Genomic DNA, 20,458 nt, shown 5'->3' with positions numbered 1-20,458 from the left:
CACCCTTACGCCCGCCGACCCGCCTACTATCCAGACACGCCGCACCTCATCCCGCCGCGTGGCCCGTCGACCGGCCGCTGATTTGGCGGCGACGAAGGCTCGCGTGGCCGAGGCCGGAGGTCAAACCGGCGACCTTCCGCTTTCAGGTCTCGGGCAGCTCGTTCACGGCAGTACGCCAAGCGCGTTGATGCAGGTCAGGAGGCACCACCGTACGGCCGTGAACCGACGCGGACCCTGACGACTGGAACCCAGTTTGGGCACCCACCGGCCCCCGCTCAGGGAACAGCGAACGCACGACGCAAGGCACGCATCACGCCACGCGACGGACGATAGAGTCGAGGACCATGGCCACACTCGTTGAGGACGCAGCACGCCTTGCGGAGCAACTCGTTAGCCCGCTCGGGCGCCGCTGGTCGCATGTGCAAGCCGTGGCAGCACGTGCATGCGAACTGACCGGTGCTGTGCAGCCCTACAGGGCAGAACACCTGGTAGTCGCGGCATGGCTTCACGACATCGGGTACTCCCCCGAGATCGGCCTGACAAAGTTCCATCCCCTCGACGGCGCGCGACACCTCCGGGACCTCGGTTGGCCGGCTGATATCGTGAACTTGGTGGCGCACCACTCCGGCGCTCGCTTCGAGGCAGGAGAGCGAGGGATGAGCGAGCAACTGGACGAATTCCCGTTCGCCGACAGCCCAGTATTGGATGCCTTGGTTATCGCGGATCCGCGAGATAGCGACGCATTAGCTGCACTCGCCCCTCCAAACCGCCCGGAGTCCCCTCTTCGATCGCACGCTGCTTGACAGCCTCTGCGGTCTCGTTGCCGACCAAGATGCGGAATTGCACGCCCACTGTGGCTTTCTCGCGGATCAGCGGGACCAAGTCGTTCTACTCGACCAGGAACGCACCAGAGAAGACCAGCACGTCCATGCGCTCCTGCACGCCGGCGGGACCAGCTCGCCGACCGGAAGGAAGCTGAGCTGGCCTGGCACCCGAACGACCTAGTGTTCACCACCAAGTACGGGCTGCCGATCGACCCCGGAACTTCAACCGGTCCTGGGACAACCGCGTCGCACGCTCCGGGGTCCGGAAGATCACTGTGCACGATGGCCGGCGGTCCTGCGGGACGCTCCTGGTAGACCTTGACGTGCACCCCCGGGTGATCATGCGCATCCTGCGGCACGCTCAGTTCTCGATGACGATGGAGATCTACTCGCAGGCGTCCTCGAAGAAGACGCGGGACGCGCTCAAGCGCCTTGGCGAGAGCCTCGATGAGTAGCGCCACTGCTGTACTTCGCTGCTATCACGGCGACGAAAAAGGCCGTCCACTCTACTGTGGACGGCCTTTGACGTGCCGTGGAGCTGAGGGGAATCGAACCCCTGACCTTCTCGATGCGAACGAGACGCGCTACCAACTGCGCTACAGCCCCTTGGTTGTGCTCGTAAAGCTTAGCAGTGCCCTACGAGCACATCACGCGGGGGGTCACTCGCCTACCGCGCGTCGATACGGGCCGGTCCCGGGCTCGTCGAGCTCCTCGAAGGCCGGGTCCTCGTCGTCCAGGTCGACGACGACCGCGCTGCGGCGGATGCGGGATGTCGGCGACGGGCGGCGCTCGACGACCTCGCGGCGGGCCGGCTCGACGACCTCCACGTGATCGGCGTCCTCGGCTTCTTCCTCGGCGTCGAAGTCCTCAACAGAGGACCGGGGTGCCGGTGCCGGACCCGACGGGTGACGCGGCGCGCGGGTGCTGTTGAACCGCGCGAGACGGCGCTGGCGGATCTCCTCCTCGATGCGCACCTGGCGGCGCAGGTAGACGAGGTAGCCGACCAGCACGACGTCGGCGAGGCCGTGGCCCCACCACACGAGCGGGACGAGGAAGCCGGCGACGACGGCCGTGGCCACCGCGACGACGAGCAGGATGACGACGACGCGCTGCCGGAAGCTGTACTTCGCGCGGGCCGCGATCTCCGCGGCTTCGGGGTCGAAGCCGCCTCGGCCCGGCCGGTAGCCGGGGCGGTCGCGTTCGGCCCGCCGTTCGGCGCGGGTCGGCTGCGGGAGTGGATCCGGCTCCTCTTCGTCGTCGAGGTCGTCCTCGAGTTCGAGGTCCGCCTCCAGCTCCGCGAGGTCGTCCTCGACCGAGGGCCGGGACTTCACGGGATTGTCGGACATGGCGAATTCCTCCCGGTCTTCGTTGCGTCCACCACCACTGCGCACGACCCTGGCCGCCAACGCGGAGTCAGCGGTCCTCGCGACCTGCTGCCGCCGACGCGCGACCATGGGCACGAGTACGACGAGCCATGCCGCGGCGAGCGCGACGATGATCACGGAGCTGGGCATCCCCCGTCACCTCCCCCGAATCCTTCACCTGAAATCACGCTAGTCACAGGAGTAACAGATCGGACGGAGGCTCGCCGGGTTGGATCACGGAAATGCCTCACCGGATTAGGTGAATCTCACAGCATGTGGTAACGCGCTCGCAGCCCCGGGCGGGTAATCACCGTCAGGCGTAGTCGGCGCGACCCGCCGCGACCAGCCGCGACACCAGCCCGGCGCCGGTCTCCTCGCGCGTGACCGCGAAGCAGTAGTGGTCCCGCCAGGCGCCGGCGACGTCGAGGTAGCGCTCGAACAGCCCCTCCTGCCGGTATCCCGCCTTGGTGAGAACCCGCAGGCTGGCGGCGTTCTCGGGCCGCACGGTGGCCTCCAGCCGGTGCAGCCCGGCCGAGACGAAGGCGTGGTCGGTGACCAGGGCGACAGCGGCTGTGGCGACCCCGCCGCGCACGACGTCGGACGAGACCCAGTAGCCGATCCAGGCGGACCGCAGTGACCCCCGGACGACGTTGCCGACCGTGATCTGGCCGGCGAGCCGGCCGTCGAGGGTGATCGTGAACGGCAGGCAGAGCCCGCGCCGCGCGAGCGACCGCAGCGCCGCCCACTGCGACGGCCACGACCAGAACGCGTTGCGCTCGGGCCACGGCCCGATGCCGGTCGGCTCCCACATCTCGAGGTGCGCGCGGTCCCGGAGCCGGATCCGGCTCCACTCGCCGGCGTCGCGCAGCCGGACCGGCCGGATCGCGACCTCCCCCGCGGGCACCCGCAGCGGGCCGAGACGCGCCGGCCAGCCCGGGTGCCTGCTCTCGACCGGGTAGGAGACGCCCGACACGGAGTTCATCAGGCCCGTTGCGCCAGGAAGGTGACCTGCACCTGCTCGCCCGCGGCGACCTCGGTCATCTCCTCCGGCACGTTGATCAGGCAGTTCGCCTCGGCCAGCGACGCGAGCAGGTGCGCCCCGGACTGGCCGAGCGGGTGGACCAGGTACTCGCCGTTGGCCTCGTCGCGCAGGAGCTGCCCGCGCAGGAAGCCGCGACGGCCCTCGGTCGACGTGATCGGCGAAAGCAGCCGCGCGCCGACGATCCGCCGGTGCGGGTTGCGCGTGCCGCGAGCGGCCCGGATGAGCGGCCGCACGAGCACCTCGAACACCACCAGCGCGCTCATCGGGTTGCCCGGGAGCAGGAACGTCGGCACCGAGTCGGGCCCGAGCCTGCCGAACCCCTGCACGGAGCCGGGGTGCATCGCGACGCGCGTCGAGTCGATCCGGCCGAGGTCGGACAGCGCCGAGTGGACCTCGTCGCCGGTGCTGCCCCCGGCACCACCGGCGACCACCACGATCTCCGACATCAGCAGCCGGCCTTCGACGATCTCGCGCAGCCGCTTGGGCTCGCTCGACACGATGCCGACCCGGCTGACCTCGGCGCCCGCGTCCCGCGCGGCCGCGGCCAGGGCGTAGGAGTTCACGTCGTAGACCTGCCCGACCGACGGCGTCCGGTCGATGTCGACCAGCTCGTCGCCGACCGACACGATCGAGACCCGCGGCCGCGGGTAGACCAGCACCTTCGCGCGGCCGACCGCGGCGAGCAGGCCGACCTGGGCCGACCCGATCGTGTCACCGCTGCGGACCGCGACGTCGCCGATCTGGACGTCCTCGCCGGCCCGGCGCACGTACCCCGCCGAGGGCACCGAGCGGTGCACGGTGACCTTGGCCTGGTGCCCGTCGGTGTAGGCGAGCGGCACGACGGCGTCGGCCAGCGTCGGCAGCGGCGCGCCGGTGTCGACGCGCACGGCCTGGCCCGGCTGGAGGCGCCGCGGCTGGCGCGAGCCCGCCGCGATCTCGCCGACCACCGGCAGCTGTACCTCCTCCTGCCCGGCCGCACGCACGTCGACGCTGCGCACCGCGTACCCGTCGACCGCCGCCTGGTCGAACCCGGGCAGCGCGTGCTCGGCGACCACCTCCTCGGCGCAGAGCAGGCCCTGGGCCTCGGAGATCGCCACCCGCACCGGCCGGGGCCGGACGGCGGCGTCCAGCGTCATCGCGATCTGGGCGTCGACCGAGCGGAACTCGGCCTCCTCCTCGGCCACCTCGGGCCGCGCCTCGTCGAGGGATTCCGTCATGGGCGATCTGTCCCGATCCGTTCCGTCAACCACGCCCGTAAAGATGGACCGTACTCGGGCGTTTCAAGCGCGAAATCGACCGCGGCGCGCAGGAAACCACCCGGATTCCCCAGGTCGTGGCGTCCGCCGCGGTGCACGACGATGTGCACGGGGTGTCCTTCGGTGATCAGCAGCGCGACCGCGTCGGTCAGCTGGAGCTCGCCGCCGGAGCCCGGGGTGATGCGCTTCAGCGCGTCGAAGATCGCCCGGTCCAGCAGGTAACGGCCCGCCGCGGCGTACGTCGACGGCGCGTCCTCCGGCTTCGGCTTCTCGACCATGCCGTGCACCTGCTTGACGTCTTCGTCATCGGTGTCGGTGACGTCGAAGACGCCGTATGGCGAGATCTCGGCCTTCGGGATGTCGAACGCGCAGAGCACGCTGCCGCCGTGCTTGGCCCGCACCTCGCTCATCCGCTCGAGCACGCCGGTCGGCAGCACGATGTCGTCCGGCAGCAGCACGGCGACGGCCTCGTCCTCGGGCGTCAGGTTCGGCTCGGCCTGCGCGACGGCGTGGCCGAGGCCGAGCGCCTGCTCCTGGATGGCGGTCTCGACGGACAGCAGCGCGGGGGCGCGGCGGACCTTCTCCAGCAGCTCGGTCTTGCCCTTGGCCTCGAGGTTCGCCTCCAGCTCGGGCTGGGTCTCGAAGTACTTGACGACGGCTTCCTTGCCCGGCGAGGTCACGATGACCAGGCGTTCCGCCCCGGCGGCGGCCGCCTCGGCCGCGACCAGCTCGATCCCCGGTGTGTCCACCACGGGCAGCAGTTCCTTGGGCACGGCCTTCGTCGCCGGGAGGAAGCGAGTACCGAGCCCGGCTGCAGGCACGATGGCGGTTCTGAACGTCTTGGAGGTTGCGGCGCCCGTCATGGGCGCAAAGCCTAACGTGAGGCCATGCATGCGCTGGGCAATGAGCACCTGAGCAAGGCGGAGTGGCGTACCCGGCTGACCCGCGCGCGGGCGGAACAGACCCCCGAATCGCACGCCCAGGAGGCGTCCGCGCTGGTCAGCGCCGTGTTGAAGGTCACAGCCACGACCGTGTGCGCCTACCTGCCCTTCGGCACCGAACCGGGCACGACGGCGCTCGCCGACGCGCTGGCCGCCGGCGGGGCCCGGGTCCTGCTGCCGGTCATCCGGCCGGAACCGGGTCCGCTCGACTGGGCCGAGTACACCGGCGAGGCCGATCTCCGGCCCGGCCGGCTGCGCGGCATCCTCGAGCCGACCGGAAAGCGCCTGGGTATCGAGGCCGTGGGCGCGGCCGAGGTGATCCTGGTGCCCGCGCTGGCCGTCGACCGCCAGGGTGTCCGCCTCGGCCGGGGTGCCGGCCACTACGATCGCTCGCTGGTGTTCGCCGCGGCCGGCGCGGACCTGCTCGCCGTCGTCCGCGACGAAGAGCTGGTCGACCGGCTGCCCGGGCAACCTCACGACGTGCGGATGAGCGGCGCCTTGACTCCTGGTCGAGGCGTGCTCGAGCTGCCGATGTGAGCAACGCGGAATTGCTTTCGGGGAATGCTTTCAAGCACAATCTAGTTGGCACTCTTGTCGGATGAGTGCCAGCAAAGGAGCCCTCAGTGCCTACGTACCAGTACGCCTGCAAAGAATGCGACCACCGGTTCGAAGCCGTGCAGTCGTTCTCGGACCCCAGCCTGACGGTCTGCCCGCAGTGCTCCGGCCCGCTCCGCAAGGTCTTCAGCTCGGTCGGCGTCGTCTTCAAGGGCAGCGGTTTCTACCGCACGGACTCGCGTGAGGCGAGCAAGTCGAGCACCACGGCGGCCCCGGCGAAGAGCGAGACCAAGTCCGAGTCGAAGTCGGAGACCAAGTCGGAGTCGAAGCCCAAGTCCGACTCGGGCGCGGCATCCTCCTCCTCGGGTACGACGAAAACCGCCGCCGCGGCTTCCTGAGCCCGGAGTTATTCACAGCACCCCAGTTGTCCACAGGCTGCGGACGAGGCCCTTCCGGCGGCCCGTCCGCTGCTCCTAACGTCGATCTTGTGCGGCACGTGGCCGCACTCGATCCGACCGAGGGGGACCTGTGGACGTCTTGGCGAAGCTCCGCACACTCGATCTCACCCGGCTGCTGGGCCGGCGAACACGGCTGCTCCGCCGTTGGCTCGCCGTCGGCCTGGTCCTGACCGGGGCACTGCTGGTCGCGCACCCCGGCTCCGCACGCGGCGCACCGACGACCCCGACCGTCGTCGCGGCCCGCGACCTTCCCTCCGGCGCCACGCTCCGCGCGTCCGACGTCCGGCTCACCGAGCTCCCCGGCGACGCACGCCCGTCGGGTGCGCTGATCTCCCTCGACGCCGTCGAAGGACGGTTGCTCGCGGGCGCTGTCCGCGCCGGTGAACCGCTGACCGACGTCCGGCTGGCGACGACCATCCCCGCGTCGGGTGATCCCGCGACGGCGACCGTGCCGGTCCGGCTGGCCGATTCGGCTGTCGCCGATCTGCTGCGGCCCGGACAGCGCGTCGACGTCGTGGCCGCGCCGGAGCCGGGAGCGTCCGCCTCCGTGCTGGCCAGTGGCGCGATGGTGGTGACGATCGGGTCGCCGGACCCGGCCGGGGCGCGTCCAATGGCCGGTCCGGCCAAGGGACCACTCGTTCTGCTGAGGCTCCCCGAGGCGATCGCGACGCGGGTGGCGGCGATTTCACTGGACCGTCCGGTAACGGTTACTCTCCGCTAGCCCGCGCCCGCCGAGACGGGCGACGGCATCCCCCGGCAGGCTTCGGGGCGGTGGAGCAACCGTCCCCGTTCGTGAGGAGAACAAGTGCTCAAGGGTTTCAAGGACTTCCTGATGCGCGGCAACGTCGTCGACCTCGCCGTCGCGGTGGTCATCGGCTCGGCGTTCACGGCCATCGTCACGGCGTTCACCACCGGCCTCATCAAGCCGCTGATCAGCACGATCGGCGGCACGGACGCCGCGCAGGGCCTCGGCTACCAGATCTTCGACAACAACAAGGCCACGTTCCTGGACTTCGGCAGCGTGATCAACGCGGCGATCAACTTCGTGCTGGTCGCGGCGGTCGTCTACTTCGTGATCGTGCTGCCGGTGAAGCACGTGCAGGAGCGGCGCAAGCGCGGCCAGGAGCCGGGCCCCTCGGAGCCGACCGACGTCGAGCTGCTCATCGAGATCCGCGACCTGCTGCGTGCGCAGGCCCAGGGCGGCAACCACCGCCGCGACTGACGGCTCAGCGGTCGTGGTGCGGCGGCCGGTTCTCCCGGTACCAGTCGTCCGGGAGGCCGGTGCGCCGGTCGGGGTCACACTCGTCCGAGGTGGTCTCGGGCAGCACGTCCCCGAAGATCTCGTCGACCCGGCGGCGCCGCTCGCTGCTGGTCTGGGGGTCGCGTTCAGTGCCCGGCATGCCCCCAGTGTCCCACGAGGCGTTCCTTGACAACTCAAGAGCGAAGTTCAGGCCTTGGTGGGGATCACCAGCTCGTCGGGACACGGGCACAGCGCCTCGGCAAGCAGCTCCTCGTTGGCGCCGCCGCCAGAGAGGTGGGCGATGTTGATCAGCGTCACGCCCAGCTCGACGGGCAACCACGATCGCCTGTTCGCGCGTCGCCCCGGGCTCCGTCGGCAGGTACATCGCCCCGAAGCCGAGCCGGCGCACGCGCAGGTCCCGCCGATGTGAAAGTCCACGATCACCATTTCGGCGACGCCGAGGGAGTTACACCTCTTCGAGGCCCGAAAGCTCGTCGATCACGTGCGGCACCAGCGAGGTCAGGGTCGCCATGCCGTCCCGCACCGCGGAGCGCGAGCCGGCGAGGTTGACCACGAGCGTGCTGCCGGAAACGCCCGCGAGCCCGCGGGAGATCCCGGCGTCGACGGCGCCGGCGGCCAGGCCGGACGCGCGGATCGCCTCGCTGATGCCCGGGATCGGGCGGTCGAGCACACCGGCGGTGGCGTCGGGGGTGTTGTCACGCGGCAGCACACCGGTGCCGCCGACCGTGATCACCAGGTCGGCACCGCCGATCACGGCGGTGTTGAGCGCATTGCGGATCCCCACGGTCTCGGCCTCGACGACCACCACGCCGTCGACGATGAAGCCCGCTTCTTCGAGCAGCTCGGTGACCAGCGGTCCCGTGGCGTCCTCGTGCTCGCCGTGCGCCACGCGATCGTCCACGATGACCACGAGGGCCCGGCCCAGCCGTTGTGCACTCCGTTCCATGCGCCCACCGTAGTCGGTTTCGGCGGTCCGCCGCCGGGAGGTGCCCGGTGAGTTCTGACGATTCCGTGACGTGACCGCGCTCGTCGCGACGGCACCCGGCGCGCGCACCTAGCGTGTCCGTTGTGCGCGTACTGGTCACCGGCGGAGCCGGGTTCATCGGGTCCCACATCGCCGATCGGCTGGCCGATGCGGGCGACGACGTCGTGGTGCTCGACAACCTGCTCCCGACGGCGCACGGCTCCCGCACGCCACCGGCCTACACGCGGCGGCACCGGTTCCTGCGCGGCGACGTCACCGACACCGAGATCGTCGCGGAGCTGCTGGACGGCGTCGACGCGGTGTGCCATCAAGCGGCCGTCGTCGGGCACGGCGTCGACCCGTCGGACGCGCCGTCGTACGCCCTGCACAACGACTACGGTACGGCGGTGCTGCTGGCCGGGATGCACGCGGCCGGGGTGCGGAAGCTGGTGCTGGCGTCGTCGATGGTCGTCTACGGCGAAGGCCGGTACTCGTGCCCGGACCACGGTGTCGTCCCGCCGTCGCCGCGGCGGGCGTCCGATGTGGACGCCGGCCGGTTCGAGCCGCGCTGCCCGGTCTGCGGTACCGAGCTGGCGTGGCAGCTGGTGCCCGAGGACGCGCCGTTGAACCCGCGCAGCACGTACGCGGCGACGAAGCTGGCGCAGGAGCACTTGGCCGGCGCGTGGGCGCGCCAGACCGGCGGCAGCGTCTGGGCGATGCGCTACCACAACGTCTACGGGCCGCGGATGCCCCAGAACACCCCGTACGCCGGGGTCGCGTCCCTGTTCCGGTCGGCGCTGGTCCGCGGCGAAGCACCCCGGGTGCTGGAGGACGGCCGTCAGCAGCGCGACTTCGTGCACGTCGACGACGTCGCGCGGGCGAACGTGCTCGCCTTGGGCGCCGACGGCCCGGAGGGCGACATCACCCCGGTCAACGTCTGCTCGGGCATCCCGCACACGGTCGGCGAGCTGGCCGAGGAGCTGGCGCGGGCGTGCGACGGCCCGGCACCGCGGGTCGTCGGCGGCGCGCGGACCGCGGACGTCCGGCACGTCGTCGCCGACCCCGCGCGGGCCCGGGAGCTGCTCGGGTTCACCGCGGAGGTCGGGTTCGCCGCCGGCATCGACGGCTTCGCGACGGCGGAACTGCGGGACCCGGTTTCGGCCTGACGGGAATGGTCCGGCGACCGCCGAACTTGTCCCTGTCATGCAGCGGATCACCGTGGGCGACTACACGATCGAAGCTCTGACCGACGGCCTGTGCCGGATCCCGGTCCCGTTCTTCCCCGGACTGGACCCGGACGAGCACCCGGGCGTCCTCGACCCGGACGGCACCGTGCACCTGCCGATCGGCGCGTTCCTGGTCCGCGGCCAGGGCCGCACGATCCTCGTCGACACCGGGTTCGGCCCACGCGAGACCGGCTTCCCGCACGGCGTCACGCCGGCCATCGGCGACCCGGCACCGCCGATGGGCGAAGGCGGCGACCTCCTGGCCGCACTGGCCAAGGCGGGCGCGGGACCCGAGGACGTCGACACGGTGTTCGTCACGCACCTGCACTCGGACCACGTGGGCGGGCTGGCGCCGGAAGGCACGCCGGCGTTCGCCCGCGCGCGGATCGTCCACGGCGCGGCGGACTGGCACCCGATGGTCGAACGGCTGAGCCACGACGACTGGAGCCGGGTCGGGCTGGAAGCGGTGCGCGCGGCCGGGAACGTCGAGGCGATCCACGGCGAAGCCGTCCCGCTGGCCCCGGGCATCACCGCACGGCACGCGCCGGGCCACACCCCCGGGCACTACGTCCTCGACGTCGAGGCGGACGACGAGCGGCTGATCCTGCTCGGCGACGTCATCCACACGCCGGTGCAGCTGCGTGACGACCGGGTCCACTTCATCGCCGACCACGACCCGGCCGAAGCAGCGCGCACCCGGCAACGCTGGCTGGACGAGGCCGAGCGCACGTCTGCGGTGATCGCGCCGGCGCACTTCCCCGGCCTGGAGTTCCTCCGCCTCGGCCCGGGGCGGACCCCGGTCGCCGTCTAAGGCTCCATCTCGCAGACGCGGTAACCGTCTTGGTACTGGCGGACTTCCACGTGCTGACTCGCCGTCTCGCGGCCGCGGGCGGTCTGCGCGGAGCCGGTCATCGTGGTGGCGAACACGTGGTCGCCGGACGTGTCGACGACGACGGATGCGACGTCGACAGGGTGACCGCGCATCGACCCGGTGATCTCCCGCTGCCGGTCCGGGCTCTGCGCGAGGAGGTTGCTCGTCGCGGTGTACAGGCCACCGCACGACTTGCCGAGCATTCCCCGCAGGTCGCCGTTGTTGCGCAAAGCCACGTAGTCGCGCACGGTCCTTTCGACCGCGCCGGGTCCCGGCGCCGCCTGCGCACCGCACGCGGCGAGCACGAGCAGGGCCGGGACCCAGCACAGCGTCCGGATCACGACCAGTCGACGATCGCGCCGAGCACGTTGATCGACTGGAACTTGATCGACTTCATGGCCAGCGAGTTCCCCCACGGCAGCGGGCCGCTGTCCCCGCGCGTCCCGGCGCCGAACTCGGTCCACTTCTCCGGGCCCGGGTTGCTGCCCGCCGCGGTGGTGTAGTGCTTGGCGGAGGCGTGGATCGGGCTCGCGTCGGAGCGCGAGGTGTAGCTGTAGCTGATCTTCAGGCCGGGCGAACCGGCCAGCCCGCAGCTCGAGTTCGAGACCGCGCCCCAGCCACCACCGGGCGGCGCGTAGCCGGTGCCACCACAGCCGGCGGCGGTAGGCGGGACAAAGGCGGGTGCAGCCGCCTCCGCGACCCCCGCACTGGACAAGGCCAAGAACGTGCAGAGGGCGAGCCCGGTCAACGTCCGTTTCATGGTTCCTCCCTGGTCAGAGTGATCCAGCCTCTGACCGGAAGGTGACCAGCCGCGGCGGCCGGGACTCGGATCGAGCGGAACTCCCACCGATGTGGGTGTCACCCGGATCTACGACATCGCGAGAGGCAAACGAACCTCGAACCGGCAGCCGGGGCCGTGGTTGTGCACGCCGATCTTCCCGCGGTGCGCCTCGACCAGGCCCTTGGCGATGGCCAGGCCGAGCCCGCCGCCGGTGGTCGTCCCGCTGCGCTCGGGTGTGCGGGCCTGGGTCCCGCGGAAGGCCACGTCGAAGACCCGGCCGATCTCGTCGTCCGGGATGCCGCCGCAGGAGTCGTCAACGGCCAGCAGGGCCTCGTCACCGTCGACGCCGATCTGGACCGCGACCGTCCCGTCCGGCGGGGTGTGGCGGATCGCGTTGGACACCAGGTTCCGCACGATCCGGGCCAGTTCCGGGTCGCTGCCGGAGACGATCGGCCAGCTCTCGGCGTTGGCGAGCACCCGCACCCGCTTCCGCTCCGCGACCGGGCTCTGGGCGGCGACGGCGTCGCTGACGACGTCCCGCAGCGGCACTGCGGACATGGTCAGCTCGAGGGCGCCCGCGGTGATCCGCGAAAGCTCGAACAGGTCGCCGACCATCCCGGACAGCCGGGTGGTCTCACCGCTGATCCGCTGGGCGTAGTCGGCGACCTCGTCGCGTTCGGAGACGACGCCGTCGGCGAGGGCCTCCGCCATCGCCTGGATGCCGGCCAGCGGGCTGCGCAGGTCGTGGCTGATCCAGGCGACCAGCTCGCGCCGTGACGCCTCGGCCGCACGTTCGCGGTCCCGCGCTTCCCGCTCCCACACACTGCGGCGCGCGATGGCCCGGCCGAGGATGATCGCGGCGGGCACGGTGACCACCCCGACGAGCAGGCAGACCAGCAGCATCGTGGTCAGCGCCGGGGTGAACATGAACCCGCTGACACCCAGCACGCCGACCAGGGTCGCCAGCACCGGGATCAGCACCAGCACGGTCAGCGTGGTGGCCAGGGAACCGCGGCGCAGCACGTAGAGCACCACGCCACCCAGCACGGCCACCGGGAGCGCGAACAGCAGCGCCAGCGGCAGGATGTGCCAGAGGTGCGTGAGGATGTCGGCGAAGGGTTCACCGGATTCGATCACGGTTGCTCCCGGTCGTAGCGGTAGCCGACGCCCCACACGGTCGCGACCCGGGTCGGCTTGGCCGGTTCGCGCTCGATCTTCTCGCGCAACCGTCGCACGTGGACGGTCACAGTGGACTGATCACCGAAGTCCCAGCCCCAGACCTTCTCCAGCAGGTCCGCCCGCGAGTAGGCGACGCCGGGGTGGCCGAGGAAGAACGCCAGCAGGTCGAACTCCCGGGTGGTGAGCGGGAGTTCACGGCCGCCGAGGGTCGCGGTGCGGGCGGTCATCTGCAGCCGCAGGGCGCCGTCCACGAGCTCCGCGGCCACGGGCTGCGGCCGGGGCATCCGCGCGCGGCGCAGCACGGACGCCACGCGGAGAGCGAGTTCCTTGGGGCTGAAGGGTTTTGTCACGTAGTCGTCGGCGCCGAGCTGGAGTCCGGCGATCCGGTTCTCCTCCTCGCCGAGCGCGGTGAGCATGACGATCGGCACCTGGCTGACCTGGCGCAGCCGCTTGCACACCTCGAGGCCGTTGATCCCGGGCATCATGACGTCGAGGACGACCAGGTCGGGCTCGTGGGTGGCGAACTTCGCCAGGCCCTCGGCGCCGTCGCCGGCCATGTCGACGGTGAACCCGGCCACCTCGAGGTAGCGGCGCACGACGTCGCGCACGGTCTCGTCGTCGTCGACCACGAGCACACGCCCGGCCTGATCGTTCATCACGTCTCCCTCACCAGCTCGTCAGCAGCAGATGGTTGACCGCCAGCGCGGTCGCCCCCTGCGCGGCCAGCCACCACCGGCGGCCCGGCCGGGGCAGCAACGCCGTCATCGGCAGCAGCCACACCCCGAACGGTAACCAGATCCGCTCGACCTCGGCCTTCGACAGCCCGGAAACGTCGGCGAACAGGATGGTGACCAGCGCGGCGACCCCGATGAGCACCGCCGGCTCGGCGAACAGCGCCTTCCGCGGCTTCGGCAGGAACGACACCCCGCGGCGGGCGGCCGCGACCACGGCGGGGCCGGCGGCGATCGCGACCGCGGCCAGGTCGGCCCACACCCAGTAGGAGTACGGCCGCAGCGTCGCGATGCCCTGGTAGTACCGCTCGACGACCAGGTGGTAGCCCTCGAGCCACCAGAAGCCGGCCAGCGCGAAGGCGGCTACAACGGCGAGCGCGCCGACGACGGCGAGCGCGGCGGCGCGCCACCGGCGGCCGAGCACGGCGACGGCCAGCGCGACCAGGCCGAGCAGGACCAGGCCGTAGGACAGGAAGATGCCGAAGCCGAGCAGCAGCCCGGCGGCGAGGCCGGCCGGGACCGCGTACCGCCGTCCGCGCGTGAACCCGGTGGCGGACAGCGCGAGCAGCGCGATGCCGGTGGCGGTCACGCCGGCGAACAGGCCGTCCGCCGAGACGCCGATCCACACCGCGCCCGGCGACAGGACGGCGAAGGGCAGCACCACGCGGGCCGCGTCGTGGCGGCCCAGCAGGGCGATCGTGGCGGGCACGGCCACCGCGACCAGGCTGCCGACGAGCACCACGGCCGTCGACGCCCAGGCGCCGCCGTGGAGGCCGAGGCGGTCCAGCCAGACGAACACGAGCGTCGCGCCCGGCGGGTGGCCGGAGACGTGGGTCGTCCAGGAATCCGGCTGGAAGTCGAGGATCCGGGAGGAGAACTCGCGCAGCATCCGCGGGACGTCGGTGATGCCGGGCACCTCGTGGAGGTACTCCTGCAGCGTGGTGAGCCGCCCGGTGAAGCCGCGGGTCCAGCCGTCAACCATGGCGAGCGAGAGGATCCAGGCGAGCGAGGCCAGGTACCCCGCGGCGAGCGCGCGTCGCCACGGCAAACGAGCGGCCAGCGTCGGTCCCCAGAGCACCACCGCGGCCGCGATCACGACGGCGAAGACCGTGCCCGGTCCGACGTGCGGCAGCGGCAACGCGAACAACGGTGGCGCGGACGCGTAAATGACCACGCCGGAGTTCGGGCGGTTGTAATAGAGGCCGACCGCGGCGGCCGCGGCGACGAGCACCACGGCCGCCGCGACGGCGAGGAGATCGGCCCGGCGGGCGCGGCGCTCGGGTCGATCGGGTGCCGGGTCTCCGGGTTCGCGGGCAGGCGGCTCGGCGAGCCTGGCTGCCGAATTCGGCTCGCTCATCGCCGTCCACCTTAGGGCCGGTTGCCGGGTTTCACGGCCTGGTGACGGCAGCCGTAACGAGCCGGTAAGAACTCGTCACCCTGTTGGTCATTGTCATGATTTGGTAAGCGGCACAACGCTTTCCCACTGTCCACGGTAGACCTACGGTCAGCGGCGTGACTGACTTGGATGTGGACGCGGTCCTCCCCTGCCTCGACGAGGCGGGCGCCCTGCCCGGTGTGCTCGCGGCGCTGCCGCCGGGTTACCGCGCGATCGTGGTCGACAACGGTTCCGCCGACGGCTCACCCGAAGTGGCCGCCGCGCTCGGCGCGAAGGTGATCCACGAGCCGCGTCGCGGGTACGGCGCCGCCGTGCACGCCGGCCTGGAGGCCGCGACCGCGGACATCGTGTGTTTCGCCGACGCCGACGGCTCCCTGGACCTGGCCGACCTGCCGCGGCTGGTGGCCGCGGTCGTGGACGGCGCCGACCTGGCCGTCGGACGCCGGGTGCCGACCGGGCCCGGGGTCTGGCCGTGGCACGCGCGGGCGGGCAATGTCGTGCTGTCCCTGTTGCTGCGCACCCGCGGACTGCCGGTGCGGGATATCGCGCCGCTGCGCGCCGCGGACCGGCGGGCGCTGCTCGGGCTCGGCGTCACGGATCGCGCGTTCGGTTATCCCCTCGAGCTGCTGATCAAGGCTCAGCGCGCCGGGTGGCGGGTCCGCGAGTTCGACGTCCGTTACGGCGAGCGGGCCAAGGGGACGAGGTCGAAGGTGTCCGGGTCGGTGCGGGGCACGCTGCGCGCGGTCCGCGACTTCGGGCGGGTGCTGGCGCGATGACGGCCCGGTTCGTCCTGCTGGTCGTGGCCAAGGCACCGGTACCGGGATTCGCCAAGACCCGGCTCTGCCCGCCCGCGACCCCGGCTCAGGCGGCAGAAATCGCCGCGGCCGCCCTGCTCGACACCCTCGACGCCGTCTGCGCGGTGCCCGGCGCCGCGCCGGTCGTCGCGATGACGGGCGACCTCGACGCCGCCACGAGGGGTGCCGAAATCGGCCTCGCACTGCGCCGTGCGACCGTGATCCCGCAACGCGGCTGGGACTTCGGCACCCGGCTGGCGAACGCGCATGCGGACTCGGCGGCCGTGCACGCGGGATTGCCGATCCTCCAGATCGGCATGGACACCCCGCAGGTCACGCCGGAGTCGCTGGCCACGACGATCGCGCCGATCGTGCGGCACGGCCACGACTCGGTGCTCGGCCCGGCCGCGGACGGCGGCTGGTGGGCCCTCGGGCTCGCCGACCCGCGCCGGGCCCAGGTCCTCGCGGGCGTCCCGATGTCCCGCGACGACACCGGCGCGCGCACGCTGCGCGCTCTGATCGCCTGCGGGTTGGAGCCCTCGCAGGCAGCACAACTGTCCGATGTGGACACCATGGCCGACGCCCGCGGGGTGGTGCTCGAATGCCCGGGCGGCCGGTTCGCCCGCGCCGTCGCGGCGGTCCGCGGCCGGGCGGTGGCGTGATGACGGCGCCGGCGAGCACCGGGAACGAGTTCGACCACGGCCTGCTCGGCCACCACTGCTGGCTCGAACTGCCGAACGGCGAGCGGATCGAACTGCCGGTCGAGCGCTGGGCCCAGGCGTCCGACGGCGACGACGTGCTGCTCGACGCCTGTACCGGCCCGACCCTCGACATCGGCTGCGGCCCGGGCCGGCTCACCGCCGCGCTGGCCGAACGCGGCGTCGTCGCGCTGGGCGTCGACAGCTCTCGCACGGCGGTCCGGCTGACCCGCCGCCGCGGCGGGAGTGCGTTGCACCGCAACGTCTTCGACCACGTGCCCGGCGAAGGCCGTTGGCAGCACGTCCTGCTGGCCGACGGCAACATCGGCATCGGCGGTGACCCCACGACGTTGCTGCGTCGGGCGGCCGAACTGATCGCCGCGGACGGCGACGTCCTGGTCGAGCTGGACCCGCCCGGCGGCGGCCTGCGGCACGAGCGCGTCCGGCTGCGGCCCGGCCACGCGGACGTCGCGTGGTTCACCTGGGCCTGGGTCGGCGCGGACGCCGTCGCCGAGGTCGCGAACCGGGCCGGGCTGCACGTCGACCGCACCATCCGCCACGGCCACCGCTGGTTCGCCCGGTTGGAGAAACCGTGAAACTGCCGATCCCCGACGAGAAACAGTTCAAGGCGGCGGCCCACAACGAGCGCGTGACGTCGAAGATCGGGCTGGCGCTGGCGGTCACGTTCACGACCTGTTTCGTGACGGGCCTGATCAGCCACCTGATCCAGCACCCGCCGGAGTGGTTCTTCTGGCCGAGCCGCCCGGCCGGGCTCTACCGGGTCACGCAGGGGCTGCACGTGGTCTCCGGAGTGGCGTCGATCCCGTTGCTGCTGGCGAAACTGTGGAGCGTCTACCCGAAGCTGTTCGGCCGGCCGTTGGTCCGCTCGCTGCCGCACGCCCTGGAACGCCTGTCGATCCTGGTGCTGTCGGGCTCGGCGTTCTTCGAGCTGACGACCGGGCTGCTGAACGTCGCGCAGAACTACCCGTGGACGTTCTACTTCCCGCAGGTCCACTACGCGGTCGCGTGGCTGGCGATCGGCTCGATCCTGGTGCACGTCGCGGTCAAGCTGCCCGTCATCCGCCGCGCGCTGAGCCGGATCAACGGCGAAGAGCCTTCGACCACAGGACTGTCGCGGCGCGCCTTCCTGCGCACCACGGGGCTGGCGACCGGTGTCGCGGTGGTCGCCACGGCCGGGGCCACGGTTCCGTTCCTGCGCGGCGTTTCCGGGCTCGCGTGGAAGACGAGCAAGGGCACGCAGGGCCTGCCGGTGAACCGCACCGCGGTGGCCGCGGGTGTCACGCAGACCGCGCGAGCGGCGACCTGGCGTCTCTCGGTGGTGACCCCGCGCGGCACCACGGCGTTCTCGCTCGACGAGCTGCGCGCCCTCCCGCAGACCACCGCCGAGCTGCCGATCGCGTGCGTCGAGGGCTGGAGCCAGTCGGCGACCTGGCGCGGGATCTCCCTGCCGACACTGTTGAAAGCCACCGGCTCACAACCGGGCACGGCGGTGCGAGTGTCCTCTTTGGAGCGTGCCGGGCTGTACGGCGTCAGCGTGCTCCCGGGCGAGCACACCGCCGACGACCTGACGCTGCTCGCACTGGAACTGAACGGCGAAGTCCTCGACATCGACCACGGCTTCCCCTGTCGGATCATCGCGCCGAACCGGCCCGGAGTGCTGCAGACGAAGTGGGTCACCAAACTGGAGGCGCTGTGAAGACCGCCCGTGCACTCCTCGCTCTACCCGGGCTAGCAGCCCTTGCGTGGGGCGCGGTCCTGTTCGCCGAATACGCGCTGCCGTTGCGCCCAGACGTGTTCGGCACCGTCGGCTGGCTGGTGGGCGGCCCGATCCTCAACGATGCTCTAATCGCCCCACTAACAGCCCTCTTGGGCTTCACCCTGGCCCGCGCGCTACCCGCCCCCTGGAAAACCCCGGTAGTCACGGCCACAGTCCTCACCGGCGTCCTGGCAATCCTGGCGTTCCCGCTCCTCTGGCGCCCCTACGGCACAGCCCCCATGCCCGGTCTCCACGACGGCAATCCAGCCCTAGGCCTGACCCTCACGTTGGCCGCCGTCTGGCTGATCGCCATCCTCACAGCGCTACGCCACCACCTGATCCCCCACCGCCGAGCCGCTCCGCCAGCCACACGAGCCGCCCACCCAGGCACGCAACCCGACCCTCCAGGCACGCGACCCGACCCTCCAGGCACACGTGTCGCCCCTCCAGGCACGCGAGCCGACCGTCCAGGTACGCGTGTCGACCTCCCAATCACGAGTGACGACCCTCCGGACACGCGTGACGCCCCTCCAATCACACGTGACGCCCCTCCAATCACGCGAGATGCCTCCCCAACCACGCGAGATGCCCCTCCAATCACGCGAGAAGCCCCGCCAGACATGCGAGAAGCCCGTCCGGAGGCCCCATAAATGCGGCCACGCGCGACCGGCATCGAAATCCGGTCGCGCGTGGCCTTGTGGGTCCGGCCCCGAAAGTTACGGGGGTCGAGCCGAAGTTGGTCTCGGCCGCCGCCGAGGCGGCCGAGCGTCTGGAATGGATCAGTTGGGGGTGACGGGCTGCCCGCCGAGGGTCACCTCGACCGTGCGGCCACCCTGGAGGGTGAACGTGGCCTTCTCGTCCGGCGCCCGGGTGCGGATCGCGGCGACGAGCGTGTCGGACGAGTCGATGTTGCGGTCGTCGATCTTCGTCACGATGTCGCCCGACTTCAGGCCGGCCTTGTCCGCCGGGCTGCCCGGCGTGATGGCACCGAGTTCGGCGCCGCCCTGCGGGGCGTCCTTGACCTGCGCGCCGATGTAGGTCTGCACGGCCTGGCCGGTCTTGATGATCGTGTCCGCCGTGCGGCGGGCCTGGTCGATCGGGATGGCGAAGCCGATGCCGACGTTGCCGCCCTCGGACGCGCCCTGCCCCTGGCCCTGCTGCGCGGACTGCGGGCTGTAGATCGCCGAGTTGATGCCGATGACCTGGCCCGACATGTTCGCCAGCGGACCGCCCGAGTTGCCCGGGTTGATCGCGGCGTCGGTCTGGACGGCGTCCATCACCGTCGTCTGGTCACCGGTGCTGCCGCCCGCCCGCACCGGCCGGTGCAGCGAGCTGACGATGCCCGAGGTGACCGTGCCGGCCAGCTCGAACGGCGAACCGATGGCGACGACGGACTGGCCGACCCGCAGGTCGTCGGACCGGCCGATCTCGACCGGGGTCAGGTTGCCGACGCCGTCGACCTTGACCACCGCGATGTCGGTGGTCGGGTCGCGGCCGACGACCTTGGCCGCGGCCTTCCGGCCGTCCTGGAACACGGCCTGGATCTGCCCGCCGCCCGAGGCGACCTCGACGACGTGGTTGTTGGTCAGGATGTAGCCGTCGGTGCTGATGACGAACCCGGAGCCCTCGCCGGCCCCCTGCTGCCCACTGACCTGCAGCTCGACGACGCTCGGCGACAGCTTCTGCGCGACGGACTCGACCGACCCGGCCGGCGCGTTGCCGGTCTGCTGGGCCGGCTTCGGCGCGTCCAGCGCGTTGCTCGCCGGGCCCGACGTGCCGCCCGTGAGGTACCCGACCGCTCCGCCGGCGATCCCGCCGACCAGCAGCGCGACCAGCGCGACACCGGCGAGCAGCTTGCCGCCGGAGCGCTTCTGCGCCGGCGGCGCGGCGGGTGCGTTGTAGATCGACGTGCCGGGCTGCGCGTACGGGTTCGGCGGCGGGTAGACGCTCTGCTGGGTCTGCCCGTGCGGCGGCGTCTGCGCGCCCGGCGCGGACCAGGGGTTCGCGTTCGGCGCCCCGTAGGACGGATCGGCCCCCGTGACCGCGTGGTAGGACGGCTCGGCCGGCGGCGCGTAGTGCGGCGTGCCGGACGCGGGCGACGAGACGCCCTGGTCACCGTAAGGGCTGCCGCCCTGGTCACCGTACGAGCTGCCGGACGCGGTGGCGCTCTGCTCGCCGTAGGGACTCCCGGCCCAACCGCCCTGAGCGGCCTCCTGGCCGGGCTGGGCGTCCGCGGAGGGCCGCGGGGTCGCGGGGTCGTGCGCGGTGGGGTCGTTCTCGGTCATGTCATCACCTTGCGGGACGGTCCTGAGAGGTTCCTGAGCCGAACCTGTGCATCGG

The 20,458-nt window shown here is 71.7% G+C and carries 24 protein-coding genes and 1 tRNA gene; 12 read left to right on the top strand and 13 right to left on the bottom strand.

All coding sequences use genetic code 11. From position 1 onward, the window contains the following. Window positions 1–344: 344 nt before the first annotated feature. A complete protein-coding gene (locus ACIOD2_RS08580; protein ID WP_400535937.1) occupies window positions 345–803 on the top strand; it encodes an HD domain-containing protein in 459 nt (152 codons plus the stop codon). A gap of 296 nt (window positions 804–1,099) precedes the next feature. Beyond that, window positions 1,100–1,279: a hypothetical protein gene (locus tag ACIOD2_RS08575; protein ID WP_400535935.1), complete on the top strand. Its 180-nt coding sequence runs from the start codon at window positions 1,100–1,102 to the stop codon at window positions 1,277–1,279. 78 nt (window positions 1,280–1,357) lie between these two features. Here the strand turns inward: ACIOD2_RS08575 and ACIOD2_RS08570 are convergent. From ACIOD2_RS08570 to ACIOD2_RS08550, 5 genes are all read right to left on the bottom strand, one after another. Further along, window positions 1,358–1,430 (bottom strand) — tRNA-Ala (locus ACIOD2_RS08570). Between the two features lie 53 nt (window positions 1,431–1,483). Further along, on the bottom strand, window positions 1,484–2,338 hold the full coding sequence (glpR, locus tag ACIOD2_RS08565) for a gephyrin-like molybdotransferase receptor GlpR (protein WP_400535932.1): 855 nt from the start codon (window positions 2,336–2,338) through the stop codon (window positions 1,484–1,486). A 163-nt stretch (window positions 2,339–2,501) separates the two neighbouring features. After that, a complete protein-coding gene (locus ACIOD2_RS08560; RefSeq protein ID WP_400535929.1) occupies window positions 2,502–3,170 on the bottom strand; it encodes a GNAT family N-acetyltransferase in 669 nt (222 codons plus the stop codon). Beyond that, window positions 3,170–4,447 carry a gephyrin-like molybdotransferase Glp gene (glp, locus tag ACIOD2_RS08555; protein WP_400535926.1) on the bottom strand — a complete coding sequence of 426 codons (1,278 nt, stop codon included), beginning with the start codon at window positions 4,445–4,447 and terminating at the stop codon, window positions 3,170–3,172. The genes ACIOD2_RS08560 and glp overlap by 1 nt, the downstream gene beginning before the upstream one ends. Then, window positions 4,444–5,349, bottom strand: coding sequence for a UTP--glucose-1-phosphate uridylyltransferase (locus ACIOD2_RS08550; protein WP_400535923.1), 906 nt, complete (start codon window positions 5,347–5,349; stop codon window positions 4,444–4,446). Before ACIOD2_RS08550 ends, glp begins: the two co-directional genes overlap by 4 nt. A gap of 24 nt (window positions 5,350–5,373) precedes the next feature. On the opposite strand from ACIOD2_RS08550, the gene ACIOD2_RS08545 reads away from it, so the two are divergent. The 4 genes from ACIOD2_RS08545 (at window position 5,374) to mscL (ending at window position 7,662) form a co-directional block, all read left to right on the top strand. Then, entirely contained in the window at window positions 5,374–5,964 is a 591-nt protein-coding gene (locus ACIOD2_RS08545; protein WP_400535920.1) for a 5-formyltetrahydrofolate cyclo-ligase, read from the top strand. 86 nt (window positions 5,965–6,050) lie between these two features. Then, on the top strand, window positions 6,051–6,380 hold the full coding sequence (locus ACIOD2_RS08540; RefSeq protein ID WP_323323870.1) for an FmdB family zinc ribbon protein: 330 nt from the start codon (window positions 6,051–6,053) through the stop codon (window positions 6,378–6,380). Window positions 6,381–6,510: 130 nt separating this feature from the next. Beyond that, on the top strand, window positions 6,511–7,161 hold the full coding sequence (locus ACIOD2_RS08535) for an SAF domain-containing protein (RefSeq protein ID WP_400535917.1): 651 nt from the start codon (window positions 6,511–6,513) through the stop codon (window positions 7,159–7,161). Between the two features lie 84 nt (window positions 7,162–7,245). Then, window positions 7,246–7,662 (top strand): large-conductance mechanosensitive channel protein MscL, encoded by a 417-nt coding sequence (gene mscL / locus ACIOD2_RS08530; protein ID WP_323323874.1) that lies wholly within the window; start codon window positions 7,246–7,248, stop codon window positions 7,660–7,662. Between the two features lie 4 nt (window positions 7,663–7,666). On the opposite strand, the gene ACIOD2_RS08525 is transcribed toward mscL, so the two are convergent. Both ACIOD2_RS08525 and ACIOD2_RS08520 read right to left on the bottom strand, forming a co-directional pair. After that, on the bottom strand, window positions 7,667–7,840 hold the full coding sequence (locus tag ACIOD2_RS08525) for a hypothetical protein (RefSeq protein WP_400535914.1): 174 nt from the start codon (window positions 7,838–7,840) through the stop codon (window positions 7,667–7,669). 306 nt (window positions 7,841–8,146) lie between these two features. Then, entirely contained in the window at window positions 8,147–8,647 is a 501-nt protein-coding gene (locus ACIOD2_RS08520) for a molybdenum cofactor biosynthesis protein B (protein ID WP_323323880.1), read from the bottom strand. A 122-nt stretch (window positions 8,648–8,769) separates the two neighbouring features. Between ACIOD2_RS08520 and ACIOD2_RS08515 the strand changes: the two genes are divergently transcribed. Then, window positions 8,770–9,831, top strand: a complete 1,062-nt coding sequence (locus ACIOD2_RS08515) for an NAD-dependent epimerase/dehydratase family protein (protein WP_400535911.1) — start codon at window positions 8,770–8,772, stop codon at window positions 9,829–9,831. Between the two features lie 37 nt (window positions 9,832–9,868). Then, on the top strand, window positions 9,869–10,702 hold the full coding sequence (locus tag ACIOD2_RS08510; RefSeq protein WP_400535909.1) for an MBL fold metallo-hydrolase: 834 nt from the start codon (window positions 9,869–9,871) through the stop codon (window positions 10,700–10,702). On the opposite strand, the gene ACIOD2_RS08505 is transcribed toward ACIOD2_RS08510, so the two are convergent. The 5 genes from ACIOD2_RS08505 to ACIOD2_RS08485 form a co-directional block, all read right to left on the bottom strand. Beyond that, window positions 10,699–11,103: a hypothetical protein gene (locus tag ACIOD2_RS08505; RefSeq protein WP_400535907.1), complete on the bottom strand. Its 405-nt coding sequence runs from the start codon at window positions 11,101–11,103 to the stop codon at window positions 10,699–10,701. The two genes, ACIOD2_RS08510 and ACIOD2_RS08505, sit on opposite strands and share 4 nt — an antisense overlap. Beyond that, complete coding sequence (locus tag ACIOD2_RS08500; protein ID WP_400535904.1) at window positions 11,100–11,522, bottom strand: hypothetical protein; 423 nt, start codon at window positions 11,520–11,522, stop codon at window positions 11,100–11,102. The genes ACIOD2_RS08505 and ACIOD2_RS08500 overlap by 4 nt, the downstream gene beginning before the upstream one ends. 108 nt (window positions 11,523–11,630) lie before the next feature. Next, window positions 11,631–12,680, bottom strand: coding sequence for a sensor histidine kinase (locus ACIOD2_RS08495; protein ID WP_400535901.1), 1,050 nt, complete (start codon window positions 12,678–12,680; stop codon window positions 11,631–11,633). Beyond that, complete coding sequence (locus ACIOD2_RS08490) at window positions 12,677–13,378, bottom strand: response regulator transcription factor (protein WP_400535898.1); 702 nt, start codon at window positions 13,376–13,378, stop codon at window positions 12,677–12,679. The genes ACIOD2_RS08495 and ACIOD2_RS08490 overlap by 4 nt, the downstream gene beginning before the upstream one ends. Window positions 13,379–13,388: 10 nt before the next feature. Further along, window positions 13,389–14,810 (bottom strand): hypothetical protein, encoded by a 1,422-nt coding sequence (locus ACIOD2_RS08485; protein ID WP_400535895.1) that lies wholly within the window; start codon window positions 14,808–14,810, stop codon window positions 13,389–13,391. 170 nt (window positions 14,811–14,980) lie between these two features. Between ACIOD2_RS08485 and ACIOD2_RS08480 the strand changes: the two genes are divergently transcribed. The 4 genes from ACIOD2_RS08480 to ACIOD2_RS08465 are packed head-to-tail and all read left to right on the top strand — an operon-like array spanning window position 14,981 to window position 18,058. Beyond that, on the top strand, window positions 14,981–15,625 hold the full coding sequence (locus ACIOD2_RS08480) for a glycosyltransferase family 2 protein (RefSeq protein WP_400537953.1): 645 nt from the start codon (window positions 14,981–14,983) through the stop codon (window positions 15,623–15,625). Next, entirely contained in the window at window positions 15,622–16,305 is a 684-nt protein-coding gene (locus ACIOD2_RS08475; RefSeq protein WP_400535893.1) for a DUF2064 domain-containing protein, read from the top strand. Before ACIOD2_RS08480 ends, ACIOD2_RS08475 begins: the two co-directional genes overlap by 4 nt. Further along, window positions 16,305–16,937, top strand: coding sequence for a methyltransferase domain-containing protein (locus ACIOD2_RS08470; RefSeq protein ID WP_400535891.1), 633 nt, complete (start codon window positions 16,305–16,307; stop codon window positions 16,935–16,937). The genes ACIOD2_RS08475 and ACIOD2_RS08470 overlap by 1 nt, the downstream gene beginning before the upstream one ends. Further along, window positions 16,934–18,058, top strand: coding sequence for a molybdopterin-dependent oxidoreductase (locus ACIOD2_RS08465; RefSeq protein WP_400535888.1), 1,125 nt, complete (start codon window positions 16,934–16,936; stop codon window positions 18,056–18,058). The genes ACIOD2_RS08470 and ACIOD2_RS08465 overlap by 4 nt, the downstream gene beginning before the upstream one ends. Window positions 18,059–18,897: 839 nt before the next feature. Here the strand turns inward: ACIOD2_RS08465 and ACIOD2_RS08460 are convergent. Beyond that, entirely contained in the window at window positions 18,898–20,403 is a 1,506-nt protein-coding gene (locus ACIOD2_RS08460; protein ID WP_400535886.1) for a trypsin-like peptidase domain-containing protein, read from the bottom strand. Window positions 20,404–20,458 lie beyond the last annotated feature (55 nt).

This window comes from Amycolatopsis sp. NPDC088138 (genome assembly GCF_044741685.1).
In the GTDB taxonomy this organism is placed as follows: Bacteria; Actinomycetota; Actinomycetes; order Mycobacteriales; family Pseudonocardiaceae; genus Amycolatopsis.
This window is presented reverse-complemented; position numbering and strand designations above follow the sequence as displayed.